This is a genomic window from Micromonospora sp. HUAS YX12, assembly GCF_040215685.1.
Classification (GTDB): Bacteria; Actinomycetota; Actinomycetes; order Mycobacteriales; family Micromonosporaceae; genus Micromonospora; species Micromonospora tulbaghiae.
On sequence record NZ_CP157974.1, the window covers coordinates 3683321 to 3698980 of the forward strand.

Here is a 15660-nt window from a genome sequence, read left to right on the forward strand (position 1 = left end):
GGGCCCTCGGCCCTGTCGGTGCTCGGGCCCGTCCCGTAGGGTGCCCAGGTGCCGTTGCTCCTGCTCGATCTGGACAACACCCTGCTGGACCGCGACGGGCCGTTCCGCGCCTGGGGAGAACGCTTCCTGGACGGCATCGGCGCGCCCCCGGCCGACCTCGACTGGTTGGTGTCCGTGGACGCGGACGGGCTGACCAACAGGTGGGACGTGGCCGATGCGATCCGCGACCGGTACGCGTTGCGCATCCCCTCGATCGACCTGGTCGACGAGCTGCACGACGGGGTCGTGGCCCACACGCGCCTCGACCCGCTGGTGGCCTGCGCGCTGCGGATCGCGGCCGACGCCGGCTGGGTGCCGGTGGTGGTCACCAACGGCGCGTCCCGTCAACAGGACGCCAAGATCCGCAAGACCGGCCTGGACCGGTACGTCGCCGACTGGGTGATCTCCGAGGAGGCGGGCGTCAGCAAGCCCAACCCGAGGATCTTCGCGCTCGCCGCCCAGCGGGCCCGGATGCCGCTGCGCGGCGCGTGGGTGGTCGGCGACAGCCCGGAGGCGGACATCGGCGGCGCGACAGCGGTGGGCCTGCCCAGCGTCTGGCTGCACCGGGGACGCCGCTGGTCCGACCCGCGGTTCGCGCCCACCCGGATCGAGGACGGTCTGATCGCGGCCGTCGCGGCCGTACTGGCCGGCTGACCGCCCGCGACGACAGCGCAACGACAAGGCCGCGACGGCGCAACGACAAGGCCGCGACGGCGCGGCGACACGGCTGCGGAGGCCCGGCGACGCGGCGGCCCGGCGGCCGCTCGGAAAATCCGTTTGACCAGCCCAGGGCGGGGCACGAGCATGGTGCCGCGCGAGTGCGCAGCCGGGGTGTGCCCGGTCGAGGAGAGGAGGTCGGTCATGGCCGTTTTCGCAGGGTCGTTCCACCTGCCTCCACCAGCCTCGATCGAAGGACAGATCCACCCGTGCGCGATCACGACTTCCCGGCGCCGCAGCGCCGTGGCCGCGGCAAGAGCCGCTTCGACGACGACGAACCCGACTTCCTGAAGCGGGGGCGGCACACCCCGCCGACCCTCACCGACCCGGACGCCGAGCCCGAGGCGGAGGACGCCTGGTCCTCCTGGGACCAGGCCGTCCACGGACCCGAGCCGCATCCGGACTGGCTGGTCACCGAACTGGCCGCCCGGGACACCGAGCTCGGGGTGCTCAAGACCGGCAAGGAGGCGGACGTCCACCTGGTCCGCCGGGCCGTGCCGGGCACCGACCGCGGGTGCCTGCTGGCGGTCAAGCGCTACCGCGACGCCCAGCACCGGCTCTTCCACCGCGACGCCGGTTACCTGGAGGGCCGCCGGGTACGCCGGTCCCGGGAGATGCGGGCGATGACCGGCCGCACCGCGTTCGGCCGGCAGATGATCGCCGGGCAGTGGGCGGCGGCCGAGTTCGCCGCGTTGTCCCAGCTCTGGGAGATCGGGGCCGCCTCCGGGCGGATCGCGGTGCCCTATCCGGTGCAGCTGCTCAGCACCGAGTTGATGCTGGAGTTCGTCGGCGACGCCGAGGCGGGGGAGGCCGCGCCGCGGCTGGCCCAGGTCCGGCCCGGCGACGACGAGCTGCGCGACCTGTGGGACCAGCTCGTCGAGGCACTGGCAGTGCTCGCCCGGGCCGGGTACGCACACGGCGACCTGTCCCCGTACAACCTGCTGGTGCACGCGGGCCGGCTGGTGATGATCGACCTGCCGCAGGTGGTCGACGTGGTGGCCAACCCGCAGGGGGCCGATTTCCTGGCCCGCGACGTGCGGGTGGTGGCCGCCTGGTTCACCGCCCGCGGGATGCCCGCGACGGTGACCGACCCGGCGGCGCTGACCGAGGCGCTGCTGCGGGAGGCGGGCATCCGCTGACCGACGGGCGGGCGTCCCGGGCGGGAGACCGCCCGGGACGCCGGTCCGGTCCGGGTCACTGGAGGTAGCGCTCGACCTCCGGCACCGGGCGCTCGCCCTGGGCCTCCGGGTCGCCGTGCGCCTGGCGGGCCGCACGGCGGCGGCGCAGCAGGTCCCAGCACTGGTCCAGGGACTCCTCCAGCGCGCGTAGCCGCTCCCGCGCCTCGTCGTCGGTGCCGGCCTCGTTCTGCTGCGCGCCGGCGCGCAGCCGGTGCTCCTCGTCGACGAGTTCCGAGATCCGGCTGAGGATGGTCTTGTCGTCCATGCCCGAAGCTTGGCACAGCGGACGGGTCCGCGCCCGCGTTCCGCCGCCGTCCGTGGATAGGTGAGCGTCGCTCGCGCTCCGCAACGGCCACTGTGTACGCGCGTGACGCATATCCCACGGGCTCCATTCTCGACAAAGAGATTGTTGTTACGTGAAATATCCTCCGACCTGCCTTTTGATCTGCCGCTCAGGATGGCATGCTCGCGAGCAACGTCACGGGTCGATACGGAGTCGCGACCCTGAGTCAACCGAGGGAGCGTTCAGGTGCCCGAACCAACGGACACACCGAGGCCCACCGGCCGACCCCGGACCGTGCCGCTGCGGCAGATCCTGCCGGCGGTGCTCCGCGACCCCGCCCGGGCCCTCATCGACATCGGTAACCGTACCGAAGGCGAACTGGTCCGGCTCAACCTCGGCTCGTTCCGGCCGTACCTGGTCACCCACCCCAGGCACGTGCAGCACGTCCTGCGTGACCGCGCGGACAACTACGAGCGGGCCGGTGACGGGCTGTTCTGGCGCCCCGTCAAGCGGCTGTTCGGCGAGGGGATCCTCGGCGAGGGGCAGATCTGGTCGGCCAGCCGGCGGATGCTCCAGCCGATGTTCACCGCCAAGCGGGTGGAGGCGCTGGTCGACGGGATGGCCGACGCGATCCGCGACGCCGTCGGGGAACTGGACGAGCCGGCCCGCGCCGGGCAGCCGGTCGACATCGGCGTGGAGCAGGCGCGCATCGTCAGCCGGGCGATCATGAAGGTGCTCTTCGCCGACCGGATCTCGGTGCCGGACGCGATGCGCGTGATCGAGGCGCAGGACCGGATCGCCACCGCCGTCATCCCCCGGATCATCGTGCCGTTCGCGCCGCTGTCCCTGCCGATGCCGGGGGACCGCACGTTCGCCCGCGCCGTACGCGTCGTCGACGACGTGCTGGTGCCGATCGTCCGCGAGACCCGGGAGTCCGCCGACCAGGGCGACGACGTCATCTCGACGCTCTGGCAGGCCCGCACCGACGACGGGCGGCAACTCGACGAGCGGCAGGTCCGCAACGACACGGTGGCGATGTTCGCCGCCACCACGGAGACCACCATCAACGTGCTGACCTGGGCCTGGCCGCACCTGGACCAGCACCCCGAGGTGGCCGGGCGGCTCTACGCCGAGATCGACGAGGTGGTCGGCGGCGAGCCGGTACGCCGCGAGCACCTGAGCCGTCTCACGTACACCCGGATGGTGCTGGACGAGCTGCTGAGGCTCTACCCGATCGGGTGGATCATCCCGCGCCGCGCGGTCGCCGGGGACGTCATCGACGGCGTGCCGATCGAGCCCGGCGCCACGATGGCGGTCAGCCCGCTGATCACCCAGCGGATGCGCCAGTTCTGGGACCGCCCGGACGAGTTCGACCCGGAGCGGTTCCGCCCCGAGCGGGTCCGCGCCCGGCACCGGTACGCCCACTTCCCGTTCGGCGGCGGGCCGCACCAGTGCCTCGGCATGTACCTGTTCTATCTGGAGGCCCAGCTCATCCTCGCCACCATGCTCAGCCGCTACCGGTTCCGGCTGCACCGCCCCGGCGTACCCGGGTTGCGGCTGGCCGCGGCGCTGCGGCCGCGCGAGCGGGTCGAGCTGACGCTCGTCGCCGCCGGGCGGACGGAGCGGGCATGACCGACGGGCCGGCACCCGATCCGCTTGCCGTCGCCGCGGAGCAGGGCCGGGTCTGCGCGCTCGCCGCGCAGGGCCAGCGCGGCCTGCGCAGGGCCGCCGCCGCGCACCCCGAGCTGTTCCCCGGCGACCCGTTCGACGCGACGCTGTTCAGCAGCATCGCGCAGGCGATGGCGTTCAGCGCGCCCTGGCACACCGCCGCCGAACTCGCCGTGACCAACCGCGCCGTGCTCTGGGGCTTCGCCGTGGACTGGGCGGTCGACCATCAGGCCACCAGCCGGGCCGAGGTCGACCGGATCACCGGCGTCTGCCTGGACGTGCTCGACGGCGGCGAGTCCGGCGACCCGCTGGGCCGGTTCCTCGCCGAGCTGCGCGACGACGTCGCCGCCGCGCCCGCCTACCCGGCGCTGCGCGGCCACTGGCGGGACGCGATGGCACGCACGCTCGACGCGATGGCCCGCGAGTGGGACTGGCGGCGCACCGGCCGCCCCACGCTCGCCGTCTACCTGGCCAACGCCGACAACCTCGCCGCCACCGTGGTGAACGTGGCGCACTGGATCCACACCGGATCGGTGTCCGACGCCGTCACGCTGGAGCGGCTGATCGAGGTCAGCGACGAGGTCCAGCGGGCCCTGCGCCTGGTCAACGACCTCGGCACCCACCGCCGCGACGCCGAGTCCGGCGACCTCAACGCGCTGCTGCTGGTGGACGACCCGGCCGAGGTCGAACGGCGTTTCGCCGAGCAGGTCGACCACTGCCGCGTCCTGCTGGCGAAGCTGGCCGGCGAGGTGCCGCGGGAGGCCGGCTTCCTGTCCCGGCAGCTCGGCTTCACCACCGGCTTCTACCGGAACACCGACTTCTGGGGCGTGCGGTGACGCTCACCGCCCGACCGGTGCCCGCCACCCGGTCCGGGACCACGCACGACCTGATCACCGGGCTCGGCGGCGAACCGGAGGGGCAGACGTCGCCGTCGGTCTACGAGACCGGGCGGCTGGTCGCGCTCGCGCCCTGGCTCGACGGCCACGACCGGCGCGTGGCCTGGCTGCTGGACCGGCAGCGTCCGGACGGCGGCTGGGGCGGCGCCGGCGGATACGCGCTGGTGCCGACGCTGAGCGCGGTCGAGGCGCTGCTGGCCGTGCTGCACCGCGACGGGCCGGCCGCCGCGCCCGCAGCCGCCGCGCACCGGGGACTGGCGTACCTGACCGGCGCGCTGCGTGCCGGCGCCCCGCCGGACCTGCCGGCCACCGACCTGATCGTGCCGGCGCTGCTGACGGCGGTGGACCGGCACCTCGACGGGCCGGCCGGGCCGCCTCCCGGGCTGGCCGAGTGGGCCGGCCGGGCCCGCCTGCCGCTGCCGGCCGGTCTCGACCCGGCCCGGCTGACCCGGGTACGCGGACTGCTCGCCACCGGAAGGCCGGTACCGGAGAAGCTGGCGCACGCGCTGGAGGTGGCGGGCGAGCTGGCGTACCGCGCGCCCGGGGTGCGTCCCTCGGCCAGCGGCGCGGTCGGCGCCTCACCCGCCGCCACCGCCGCCTGGCTGGGCGGCCCGGAGCCCGGACCCGCGCTGGACTACCTGAACGCTGTCGCCCGGCCCGGCCCGGTGCCCTGCGCGAGCCCGATCACCGTGTTCGAACGCGCCTGGGTGCTCGGCATCCTGGTCCGGGCCGGCGTACCGGTCGGCGCGCCCGAGCCGGTGCTGACCGAGCTGCGCGCCGCGGTCGGACCGTCCGGCGCGGCCACCGCGCCCGGCCTGCCCGCCGACGCCGACACCACAGCGGTCACGCTCTACGCGCTGGCCCGGCTGGGCCGCGCGCCGGGCGTCGCGCCGCTGGCCGGATTCGACACCGGAGCGCACTTCTGCACCTGGCCGGGGGAGGACGGCGCGTCGCTGACCACGAACGCGCACGTGCTCGACGCGCTCGGCGAGCAGCCGAGCGCGCCCGGCGTCACCGGCGCCCGGCGCCGGATCACCGAGTGGCTGCTGGACCGGCAGGAGCCGGACGGGCGGTGGGAGGACCGCTGGCACGCCTCGCCGTACTACGCCACCTACGCGGTGCTGCTGGCGCTCGCCGACCACGCGCCGGACGGCGCGGCGCGCGCCGCGGTCGAGCGCGGGGTGGCCTGGCTGCTGGACACGCAGCGCCCGGACGGCTCCTGGGGACGGTGGGACGGCACCGCCGAGGAGACCGCGTACGCGGTGCTCGCCCTGGCCGACGCGGGCCGGCCCGGCGACCCCCGGATCACGCCGGCGCTGGCGCGGGGACGCCGTCGACTGTCCGAGCTGGACGGATGCGACGGCGAACCGGCACTATGGCACGACAAGGACCTGTACCGCCCGACGCGGATCGTGCGCGCCGCGGTGCTGGCGGCCTCCGGCCGCGCCGGGGCGACCCGGACCGGGGCCGCACCTACCATGATCAGGATCGCTTGAATGAGGTTCACGACGGCTGCTAGCGTGCGCCGGAGTCGATCGGATTTCGGACCGACCGAAGACCGGGCCAGGACGGTGTGATGGGTTCCCGCAGTACGAATCTCCGTACGAAGATCATCGCGCTGCTGGCGTCGCTGACCGCGCTCTGGGCGTTCGCCGCGTGGGTGACCGTACGGGACGGATTCAACCTGCTCGGCGTGCAGGCGCTCAACGCGCGCGTCTTCGAGCCGAGCGACCCGCTGCTGCAGGAGTTGCAGGCCGAACGCCGGCTGTCGCTGCGCTACCTCGGCGAGTCCGACCCGGGCCGGTTGCAGGAGCTGGAGGCCCAGCGCGCGCGTACCGACGAGACCGCCGGCGCGCTGTGGCGCTCGGTGCGGGACTGGCGCACCGAGGTGCCGGCCAGCGAGGACCTGATGAGCCGGCTCGACGAGCTGAAGACCGAGCTGGACCAGCTCGGTCAGGTACGCGCCGACGTCAGCCGCAAGACCATCGACCGGACCACCACGCTGATCGCGTACGACGAGGCGGTCGACGGGATCTTCGCGGTCTTCGACGCCCTCGGCGGCCTCGACGACGACGAGATCGCCAAGGACACCGCCGCGCTCATCGACCTCAACCGGTCCCGGGAACTGCTGTCCCAACAGGACGCGCTGCTCACCGGCGCCATCGCGGCCAACCGGATCACCGTCGGCGAGCAGACCGCGTTCGCCCGTCTTGTCGGCGCGCAGTGGTTCCTCGCCGACCGCACCGCCCGGGAGCTCGCCCCGAGCGACCGCGCCCGCTTCGACCGGATGGTCGAGGGCGACGCGTTCCAGCAGCTCCGCACGCTCCAGGACCAGGTGCTCGCGGCCAAGGGCGCCGAGGTGCGCCCGCCGGTGACCGCCGCGGCGTGGCAGGCCGCCGCCGAGAAGGCGATGGCCGACCTGCGCGAGGTGATCCTCGCCGGCGGTGAGGACATCGTCTCCCGGGCCATGCCGGTCGCGATCGGCGTCATCGTGCGGCTGGTGCTCGCCGCCGGTCTCGGCCTGATCGCCGTCATCGCCTCCGTGGTCGTCTCGGTCACCACGGCACGTGCGCTCGTCCGCCAGCTCGAACGGCTGCGCGAGGCCGCCTTCAAGCTGGCCCACGAACGGCTGCCGAGCGTGGTGGAACGGCTGGGCCGTGGCGAGGAGGTGGACGTCGCCCGCGAGGCGCCACCGTTGCAGTTCGGCGACGACGAGATCGGCCAGGTGGGCAAGGCGTTCAACGTCGTCCAGGAGACCGCCGTCCGCACCGCCGTCGAGCAGGCCGAACTGCGCCGCAGCGTACGCGACGTGTTCCTCAGCCTGGCCCGGCGCACCCAGGCGCTCGTGCACCGGCAGCTGACGCTGCTGGACGCGATGGAACGGCGGGAGCACGACGCCGAGGAGCTGGAGGATCTGTTCCGGGTCGACCACCTGGCCACCCGGATGCGGCGCAACGCGGAGAACCTGATCGTGCTCTCCGGCTCGACGCCGGGCCGGGCCTGGCGGCGCAACGTCCCCATGGTCGACGTGGTCCGCGGCGCGGTCGCCGAGGTCGAGGACTACACCCGGGTCACCGTGCGCCCGCTCGGCGAGGTGTCGCTCACCGGCCGCGCCGTCGGTGACGTGATCCACCTGCTGGCCGAGCTGATCGAGAACGGACTCTCCTTCTCGCCGCCGCAGACCACAGTGGAGGTCCGCGGCCAGCTCGTGGCCAACGGCTTCGCCATCGAGATCGAGGACCGCGGCCTCGGCATGAGCGCCGACGAGCTGGCCGCCGCCAACGCGCGCATCGTCGACCGGTCCGAGCTGAACCTGGCCGACGCCGCCCGGCTCGGCCTGTTCGTGGTCAGCCGGCTCACCGAGCGGCACGGCGTCAAGGTGCAGCTCAAGGAGTCCGCGTACGGCGGGACGACGGCAGTGGTGCTGATCCCGCGTGAACTGATCACCGCCGACCGCGCGGACGCGTCCGACGCCCTGCCCGCCCCCGGGACGGCCCTGCCGGCGGCGCCCGCGGCGGACCCGGCGCGGAGCGCGCCGGCCGGCGACGGCGACGGGCCGGCGACCCCGTCCGGCCCGGACGGCGGCGCCGAACCGGACCAGCCGGCCGAACCCGCCCCGCAGGCGCCGGAGCCGGCGACGCAGGCGACCCGGCTGACCCCCTCCGGGCTGCCCGCGCGTACCCGCAGGCGGCAGCCCGCGGTGGCGGGGCCCACCACGGAGCTGGCAGTGGTGGAGCGTCGGCCCGCCACGACGGACGAAGCAGAGGCTTCGCCGGCGACGGAGCCGGAGACCGCGCCGGTCACCGACGCGGGACTGCCGGTCCGGGTACGCCAGGCCAGCCTCGTGCCGGAACTGCGGCACGACCAGACCGGGGCGGACGACGACGCCGCCGACGACACGGCGCGTGCACCGGAGCAGGTGCGCCGGATGATGAGTTCCTACCAGAGCGGTACGCGACGCGGCCGTACCGATGCCGCGCGCCTGCTCGGCGGAGCGCAGGGGGCCGGCGGTGGGCCGGCCGACGCGGACGAGCAGGTTACCTGACCGGGACGTCGACGCGACGGAAACCGGAAGTTGACGGCACACCAGCCGGGAAGATGAGGACGACGAGTGGCGCAGAAGACGGCTTCGAGCGCGGATCTGACGTGGCTGCTGGATGACCTGGTCGGCCGGGTCAAGCAGGCGGAGCACGCCGTGGCGCTCTCCACCGACGGACTGTTGATGGCCTCGTCCCGCGGATTGAGCCGGGACGACGGCGAGCACCTGGCGGCCATGGCGGCGGGCATCCAGAGCCTGGCCCGTGGCGCGGGCAAGCGGTTCGGTGGCGGGCACGTTCAGCAGACCATCATCGAGATGCAGTCCTCCTTCCTGTTCGTCACAGCGGCCGGGCGCAACGCCTGCCTGGCGGTGCTGGCCTCGGAGGACGCGGACGTCGGCCTGATCGCGTACGAGATGGCCATGCTCGTCACCCGGGTCGGCCGGTTCGTCGCGTCACCGACCCGGGAACAGCCCCTCGGCGAGAACGCGGCACGATGACCGGCCGGGGGGACTCCGCGGAGCAGGAGTGGGTGGACGACCACGCCGGCCCGGTGGTGCGCCCATACGCGGTGACCGGGGGCCGGGCCCGCCCGGTCACCGGCACGTTCGACCTGATCTCGCTGGTCACCTCGACCCGCACAGATGTCGGGTCGGAGTCCGGGCTGGGCCCGGAGCACGTGGCGATCGTCGGCCTCTGCCAGCGGATCCTCTCCGTGGCCGAGATCGCCGCCCATCTCGACCTGCCGGTGGGCACGGTCCGGGTCCTCCTCGGAGACCTGGCCGCCCGCAGCCTGGTACAGGTACGCGAGCCGCGCGCGACCACCGCCGGCCTTCCCGACGAGCACGTTTTCGAGGCGGTTATCAATGGACTACGGGCGCTCTGAGCGGCCGGCGGGCGCCGCACCGCTGCCCACCGCGATCAAGATCCTGATCGCGGGCGGGTTCGGCGTCGGCAAGACCACGATGGTCGGCGCGGTCAGCGAGACCCGGCCGCTGCGCACCGAGGAGGTGCTGACCGAGACCGGGATCGGCATCGACGACCTGTCCGGTATCGAGGAGAAGTCGACCACCACCGTGGCGATGGACTTCGGCCGCATCACCATCAGCGACGACCTGGTGCTCTACCTGTTCGGCACGCCCGGGCAGGACCGGTTCTGGTTCGTCTGGGACGAGCTGGCGCTCGGCGCGCTCGGTGCGGTGGTGCTCGCCGACACCCGCCGGCTGGCCGACTGCTTCCCGTCGATCGACTACTTCGAGGGGCGCGGCACGCCCTTCGTGGTGGCGGTGAACTGCTTCGAGGGGGCCAAGCAGTTCCGTCTGGACGAGGTGCAGGCCGCGCTCGACCTGGACCCGGGCGTACCGGTGGTGCTGTGCGACGCGCGCAAGCGGGAGTCGGCCAAGGAGGTGCTGATCACGCTGCTGGAGCACGCCATGAAGCTGCGGGAGGCGCGCCGCCGCGCCGCCGAGGACTGAGCGGTCACACATCGACGGGGGAGTGGCGATGACCGAGGTGACCGTCCGGGCGATGACCCCGGACGAGTTCGGCCGCTGGCAGGACGAGCTGGCCGCCGGGTACGCGCGGGAGCACGTCACGGCCGGCAACTGGACGCCCGAGGAGGCGCTCGACCGGGCCCGGGAGGCCACCGCCGGCTTCCTGCCGCAGGGCATGGCCACGCCCGGCATGCTGTTCCTGGTCGGCGAGCTTGCCGACGGCTCACCGGTCGGCTGGCTGTGGATCGGCCTGACCCACCCGCGCGGAGTCGCCGGCTGCGCGTTCCTCTACGACATCGAGGTGGCCACCGGGCACCGGGGCCGGGGCCTCGGTCGGGCGCTGCTCGCGGCCGGGGAGCGGGCGGCCCGGGAGCGGGGCGCCCAGGCGCTGGAGCTGAACGTCTTCGGCGCCAACGAGACGGCGCGCAAGCTGTACGAGACGTCCGGCTACCGGGTGGTCACCCAGCAGATGCGCAAGGACCTGTCGTAGGGCGGTCCCTACAGGCGGGTGGCGGTCCGGATCAGGGCGGCGAGGGCCCGGGACCGGCTGTGCGGCGGCCACGCGATCACTGTGGTCACCGCCGGCGCGTCCGGCACCGGCACGGCTGTCAAGTCGGCGAGCAGCAGCGTCCGGACTGACTCCGGCAGCACCACCGCGGTGCGGCCCAGCGCGATGAGCTGGAACAACTGGGCGTGGTCGCGGACCTCGGGGCCCGGACCGTCCGGATACGACCCGTCGGCCCGGGGCCAGCGCGGTATCGGCAGGCCGGGCAGCGTCTCCACCTCGGCCATCCGCAGGTGCGGCCGCCGGGCCAGCGGATGTCCGGCCGGCAGGACCGCCACCTGCTGCTCGGTGACCAGTTCCTCGGTGTCCAGCCCGGTGGTCGAGTCGAACGGCAGGTGCAGCAGCGCCACGTCGGCCCGCCCGTCGCGCAGCAGCCGTTCCTGTTCCCCGATGCCGCACAGCAGCACCTCGACGGGGACCGCGTCCGGTTCGGCCGCGTACGCGTCGAGCAGTTTCGGCAGCAGCTCGCTCGACGCGCCCGCCTTCGTCGCCAGCACCAGCCCGGGGCCGCCGTTCATGGCCTGACCGGCGCGGTGGGTACGGCGGGCGGCGGCGTCCACGGCGTCCAGGGCGGCCCGGCCCTCGCGTAGCAGCACCGCACCGGCTGCGGTGAGCGCGACGCGGCGGCTGTCGCGTTCCAGCAGGGTCACGCCGAGGCGCCGTTCGAGCTGGCGGATCGCCCGCGACAGCGGCGGCTGGGCGATGCCCAGGCGTCGCGCGGCGTGACCGAAGTGCAGTTCCTCGGCGACCGCGACGAAGTAGCGAAGCTCCCGCGTCTCCATCCCGCCACCGTACCGCCGGATCGATACCTGCCGGGTATCGGTCGCTACCGAGGCGGTGTTGGAGGCCCGCACGCGGCGCGGACAGGATCGAGACCATGAGCGAACGGACGATCGCGCTGGTGACCGGCGCGAACAAGGGCATCGGGTACGAGATCGCGGCGGGCCTGGGCGCGCTGGGCTGGCGGGTGGGCGTCGGCGCCCGGGACGAGCAGCGGCTTGCCGAGGCGGTCGCGAAGCTGCGCGCGGGTGGGGTGGACGCGTTCGGCGTACCGCTGGACGTGACCGACGACGCGAGCGTGACCGCCGCCGCCCGGCTGCTGGAGACGGAGGCCGGCGGCCTGGACGTGCTGGTCAACAACGCGGGCGTGACCGGTGGCGGGCCGCAGCACCCGGGTGACGTGGACCTCGCGACCATCCGGGCCGCAGTCGAGGTGAACGTGATCGGGGTGGTCCGGGTGACCGAGGCGATGCTGCCGTTGCTGCGCCGCTCGGCGTCGCCGCGGATCGTCAACATGTCCAGCGGCGTCGGCTCGCTGACCCGGCAGAGCGCCTCCACAGGCGAGGATCAGACCGGCCCGCTGTCCGTGGCGTACTCGCCGTCGAAGAGCATGCTCAACGCGGTGACGATCCAGTACGCGCGGGCGCTGGCCGACACGGACATCCTGATCAACGCCGCCTGTCCCGGTTTCACCGCGACCGACCTCAACGGCTTCCGGGGCGTGCGGACCCCGCAGCAGGGCGCGGCGGTCGCGATCCGGCTGGCGACGCTGCCCGGCGACGGGCCGACCGGCGGCTACTTCGAGGACGCGGGCGTGATCCCGTGGTGACGCCGGCCCGTCAGCACCACATGACCGGGTTGCCGGTCGCCACCGACGCCGCGCACAGCCGGCGCAGCGGCTCCACGATGTAGGCGAAGTCGCCGCCCGACCGGCTCCGGGTCCGTACCGCGAGCCGTTCGGGCGGCGGCTCGCCGTGCTCGCCCACCGGCCGCATCGCCACCACCGTCCGTGTTCCGCCGGCGGTGAACTCCACCCGGTCGCCGGGCAGCGGCCGCTGGCCGAACCGGACGGCCCGGAACAGCGTGACCGGCGGGTCGGCGCGGTCGAGGACGAAGAAGCCGTCCGGATCGACGCCCGCCTGGAAGCCCGGGCCGAACATGAACACGCCGCGGTAGACCTCCACGTACTGCGTCAGCACCCGGCCGGTCGCCTCGTCGATCAGCTCCACCTCGTCGGTGATCCGGGCGGTCTGCGCGAACGCGTCCAGCTCGGCGAGCGCGACCGCCGCCCGGTCGGCCGGCAGCGAGCCGCCGTTGACGTCCGGCAGCGCGGCGGCGAGCGCCGGGAAACGGTGCTCGCCGGCCGCCCGCAGTGCCTGCTGGAACAGACGTACGCCGGCCCAGTTGGACACGCCCTCGCTGAGCAGCTCCATGTGCCGGTGCGGGCAGGCGTCCCCGGTCATCCAGGCGTAGAAGGCGTTGTCGGCAGCGCCGTCGTACGCGCCGGTCTGCACCAGCGCGAGCCAGCCGTCCTCGTCGTAGCCGACCGGCCCGATCGGGCACGGCGTGGCCAGGCCGTCCTGCCAGCACCGGCAGTACACGAACGCGTCGAGTCCCACGCCGGCACGCTACCGGCGCCCGCGCGACGCCGCGCGCCGGTTTCCGGCGGCTCAGGTGACGGCGAGCAGCACGTAAACCCGAGCGTCCGGCAGCCGTGCCATCATCGGCGCATGGCCACGGAGTCCCGGCACCTCAGCGTCCACATCGACCGTCCGGTCGCGGAGGTCTACGCCTTCGCCGCCGACCCGGCGAACCTGCCCCGCTGGGCCCCGGGCCTCGGCGGCTCGGTCGTCTTCGTCGACGGCCACTGGTACGTGGACACGCCCGAAGGGCGGGCGCGGCTGACGTTCGCCCCGGCCAACGAGTACGGCGTGCTCGACCACGAGGTGCTGACGCCGTCGGGCGAGACGGTGTACGTGCCGCTTCGCGCCACCGCCGACGGCGACGCCACCGAGGTGGTGTTCAGCCTGCGGCGGATGCCCGGCATGAGCGACGCGGACTTCGACCGGGACACCGCGCTCGTCGAGGCGGATCTGGCCCGGCTCAAGACCGTGCTGGAGAACGCCGCCGGCTGACCGCAACGGGAATTGCGCCGCGGAAGAATATCTGCGCCCGGTGCGCGAATTCGGTGAAACGCAATTCGGTGAATCAGTCGCCGATCGCGTCCCGCATTCGCTCCCTGGTCCAGTATTCGGACGGGTCGGTGGCGCCCGGGCTCGGATTGTGCGTCGCGACCACCGGGCCGGGCGCGGGCCGCGCCGAGCCGCCGTCGCGCGCCGCGACGACCACGACGGCCGCGGCCACGGCGAGCGCCGCGACGGCGGCCGCGCCGAGCAGCACACGGTATGACATGTCGCCTCCTCCGGGCCGGCGGGCCGGGTGCCGGTCCGCCTGATGCCGGTCCGCCTGGTGCGCCGGGCGGCACACCAGGCGGACCGTCGTTCACCAGGTGTCGTTCGCGTACGTGTTGTAGAGCGTCCCCACCACAGCGGCGGAGAAGTACGGCGAGCCGTTCGTGTTCGAGCCGCTCGAGTAACTCATCACCCCGTGCACGTCACCACGCCTGGTGGTGTTGTCGTAGCTGTAGTACCACGGACCGCCGCTCGAACCGCCCCCGAAGCCGCAGTTCATCTCGATCCGGTTGCTGCCCGCGTCCCGCGACGTGCCCGAGCAGACCCACTGGATCTCGCCGCTGTCCTTGTTGCTCGGGTAGCCGAAGATGTCGTAGTGGTAGGCGCGGCCACCGCCGGTGAGCAGCCCGTTGGCGCCGACCGCGTCCACGATCGACCGGCTGCCGTAGACGAGCGCGACCGCCACGTCGTACTGCCGCTCGCGGGTGCTGATCCAGCCGCTCGGCACCGCGAGCGTGGACCAGTCCCAGGTGCCGTACGGCTGCGCGCCGTTGCGGTACGACGGCACGAACATCCAGTTCGCGGTGTGCCAGGTCCGGCCCGGCCCGTCGTGCACGCAGTGCGCGGCCGTGAAGACCATGTTGCGCGCCGGGCTGTTCACCACGCTCGCGGAGCAGTAGTGGCCCAGACCGTCGGTCGAACTGGTGTAGAAGATCTTCCCCACCGTGATCGACTCGTTCAGCTGGGCGCCGAAGCCGCTGCCGTCCTTCGGCGCCACCGCCTCCGCGAAGCGCCGCACCCGCTCCGCCGCAGGACTCTGGGTGACCGGGCCGGCGGACTTCTCCACCTCGTCGGCCGGGGTGGCCGCCGCCATGCGCTCGGCCGTCCAGTAGGCCCTGGCCTGCGAGGACGACCCCGCCTTGCGCTCGATCGACGTCACCGCGGCCGGAGCGGCAGTGCCTGCGGTGGTGCCGGTGTCGGCCAGCGCCGGAGTGCCGGCGAGGATCGCCGGCAGGATCAGGGCCGGCAGGGCCAGAAGTCTGATCGTCGTCTTCATGAAATCCTTCCCAGTGTTCGATTCCCGGATCGAAACTGGAGCGCCCCCGTGGTTCATCGCGATGTCGGCAACGTATCGACGGGCTTCGGCGCATGTCAACGAATGATGGACGTCGATTGTTTGCAGTGTCGGATGTGCGATCGGGAGGGATTTCCTCGAATTGCAATTTTCGCAATGAGTGGGATGCGCGAAAGGGCCGCCCTTTCAGCCCGACGACACGCCCTCACGGCGGGGCGCGCAGCGGTTCGGGCCGAGCGTCGAGCGCGTGACCGGGCTCAGTGGCGGGTCGACGCCAGGAACCGGGTCCACGCGGCCGGGGTGAAGGTGAGCACCGGCCCGGCCGGATCCTTCGAGTCGCGGACGCCGACCACGCCGGGCAGGTTGCCGGCGACCTCGACGCAGTCACCGCCGTTGCCGCCGCTGCGGGTGCTCTTGCGCCACCGGGCGCCGCTCAGGCTCCGGCTGCGCTGAGCAGGTAAGGAAGGGCCCCTTATTAACGCCTGCGGTAGAGGAAGGGCCCCTTTTTAACAGCGAGC

The 15660-nt window shown here is 73.5% G+C and carries 18 protein-coding genes; 12 read left to right on the plus strand and 6 right to left on the minus strand.

The annotated features are described in order from the left end of the window. The first annotated feature begins 48 nt into the window (after positions 1-48). Both ABIH81_RS17880 and ABIH81_RS17885 read left to right on the plus strand, forming a co-directional pair. Entirely contained in the window at positions 49-693 is a 645-nt protein-coding gene (locus tag ABIH81_RS17880) for an HAD-IA family hydrolase (protein WP_349876042.1), read from the plus strand. A gap of 272 nt (positions 694-965) precedes the next feature. Then, positions 966-1895: an RIO1 family regulatory kinase/ATPase gene (locus ABIH81_RS17885; protein ID WP_349876043.1), complete on the plus strand. Its 930-nt coding sequence runs from the start codon at positions 966-968 to the stop codon at positions 1893-1895. Positions 1896-1950: 55 nt separating this feature from the next. Here ABIH81_RS17885 and ABIH81_RS17890 read toward each other — a convergent pair whose 3' ends face one another. Next, positions 1951-2199: a DUF2630 family protein gene (locus tag ABIH81_RS17890; protein ID WP_349876044.1), complete on the minus strand. Its 249-nt coding sequence runs from the start codon at positions 2197-2199 to the stop codon at positions 1951-1953. Positions 2200-2511: 312 nt separating this feature from the next. Between ABIH81_RS17890 and ABIH81_RS17895 the strand changes: the two genes are divergently transcribed. The 8 genes from ABIH81_RS17895 to ABIH81_RS17930 all read left to right on the plus strand — a co-directional run bounded on the left by ABIH81_RS17895 (position 2512) and on the right by ABIH81_RS17930 (position 10801). Continuing rightward, complete coding sequence (locus ABIH81_RS17895; protein WP_349881142.1) at positions 2512-3849, plus strand: cytochrome P450; 1338 nt, start codon at positions 2512-2514, stop codon at positions 3847-3849. Continuing rightward, positions 3846-4721, plus strand: a complete 876-nt coding sequence (locus ABIH81_RS17900) for a terpene synthase family protein (RefSeq protein ID WP_349876045.1) — start codon at positions 3846-3848, stop codon at positions 4719-4721. The genes ABIH81_RS17895 and ABIH81_RS17900 overlap by 4 nt, the downstream gene beginning before the upstream one ends. Next, positions 4718-6277, plus strand: coding sequence for a prenyltransferase/squalene oxidase repeat-containing protein (locus ABIH81_RS17905; protein WP_349876046.1), 1560 nt, complete (start codon positions 4718-4720; stop codon positions 6275-6277). The genes ABIH81_RS17900 and ABIH81_RS17905 overlap by 4 nt, the downstream gene beginning before the upstream one ends. An 80-nt stretch (positions 6278-6357) precedes the next feature. After that, positions 6358-8826, plus strand: a complete 2469-nt coding sequence (locus tag ABIH81_RS17910; protein ID WP_349876047.1) for a nitrate- and nitrite sensing domain-containing protein — start codon at positions 6358-6360, stop codon at positions 8824-8826. 66 nt (positions 8827-8892) lie between these two features. Further along, entirely contained in the window at positions 8893-9318 is a 426-nt protein-coding gene (locus tag ABIH81_RS17915; RefSeq protein ID WP_013287417.1) for a roadblock/LC7 domain-containing protein, read from the plus strand. Beyond that, a complete protein-coding gene (locus tag ABIH81_RS17920) occupies positions 9315-9704 on the plus strand; it encodes a DUF742 domain-containing protein (RefSeq protein WP_013287416.1) in 390 nt (129 codons plus the stop codon). The genes ABIH81_RS17915 and ABIH81_RS17920 overlap by 4 nt, the downstream gene beginning before the upstream one ends. Next, on the plus strand, positions 9685-10293 hold the full coding sequence (locus ABIH81_RS17925) for an ATP/GTP-binding protein (protein ID WP_302907856.1): 609 nt from the start codon (positions 9685-9687) through the stop codon (positions 10291-10293). Before ABIH81_RS17920 ends, ABIH81_RS17925 begins: the two co-directional genes overlap by 20 nt. Positions 10294-10321: 28 nt before the next feature. Beyond that, on the plus strand, positions 10322-10801 hold the full coding sequence (locus tag ABIH81_RS17930) for a GNAT family N-acetyltransferase (RefSeq protein ID WP_349876048.1): 480 nt from the start codon (positions 10322-10324) through the stop codon (positions 10799-10801). Positions 10802-10809: 8 nt separating this feature from the next. On the opposite strand, the gene ABIH81_RS17935 is transcribed toward ABIH81_RS17930, so the two are convergent. Then, positions 10810-11658, minus strand: coding sequence for a LysR family transcriptional regulator (locus tag ABIH81_RS17935; RefSeq protein WP_349876049.1), 849 nt, complete (start codon positions 11656-11658; stop codon positions 10810-10812). Between the two features lie 95 nt (positions 11659-11753). On the opposite strand from ABIH81_RS17935, the gene ABIH81_RS17940 reads away from it, so the two are divergent. Further along, positions 11754-12485: an SDR family oxidoreductase gene (locus tag ABIH81_RS17940; protein WP_349876050.1), complete on the plus strand. Its 732-nt coding sequence runs from the start codon at positions 11754-11756 to the stop codon at positions 12483-12485. Between the two features lie 10 nt (positions 12486-12495). Here the strand turns inward: ABIH81_RS17940 and ABIH81_RS17945 are convergent, their stop codons facing one another. Continuing rightward, positions 12496-13275 (minus strand): hypothetical protein, encoded by a 780-nt coding sequence (locus ABIH81_RS17945; RefSeq protein ID WP_349876051.1) that lies wholly within the window; start codon positions 13273-13275, stop codon positions 12496-12498. Between the two features lie 111 nt (positions 13276-13386). Between ABIH81_RS17945 and ABIH81_RS17950 the strand changes: the two genes are divergently transcribed. Continuing rightward, entirely contained in the window at positions 13387-13791 is a 405-nt protein-coding gene (locus ABIH81_RS17950; protein ID WP_349876052.1) for an SRPBCC family protein, read from the plus strand. A 73-nt stretch (positions 13792-13864) separates the two neighbouring features. Here ABIH81_RS17950 and ABIH81_RS17955 read toward each other — a convergent pair whose 3' ends face one another. The 3 genes from ABIH81_RS17955 to ABIH81_RS17965 form a co-directional block, all read right to left on the minus strand. Further along, entirely contained in the window at positions 13865-14068 is a 204-nt protein-coding gene (locus tag ABIH81_RS17955) for a hypothetical protein (RefSeq protein WP_349876053.1), read from the minus strand. Between the two features lie 90 nt (positions 14069-14158). Beyond that, on the minus strand, positions 14159-15124 hold the full coding sequence (locus ABIH81_RS17960; RefSeq protein ID WP_349876054.1) for a hypothetical protein: 966 nt from the start codon (positions 15122-15124) through the stop codon (positions 14159-14161). Positions 15125-15399: 275 nt separating this feature from the next. After that, positions 15400-15579 (minus strand): DUF397 domain-containing protein, encoded by a 180-nt coding sequence (locus tag ABIH81_RS17965; RefSeq protein WP_349881143.1) that lies wholly within the window; start codon positions 15577-15579, stop codon positions 15400-15402. Positions 15580-15660: the final 81 nt, after the last annotated feature.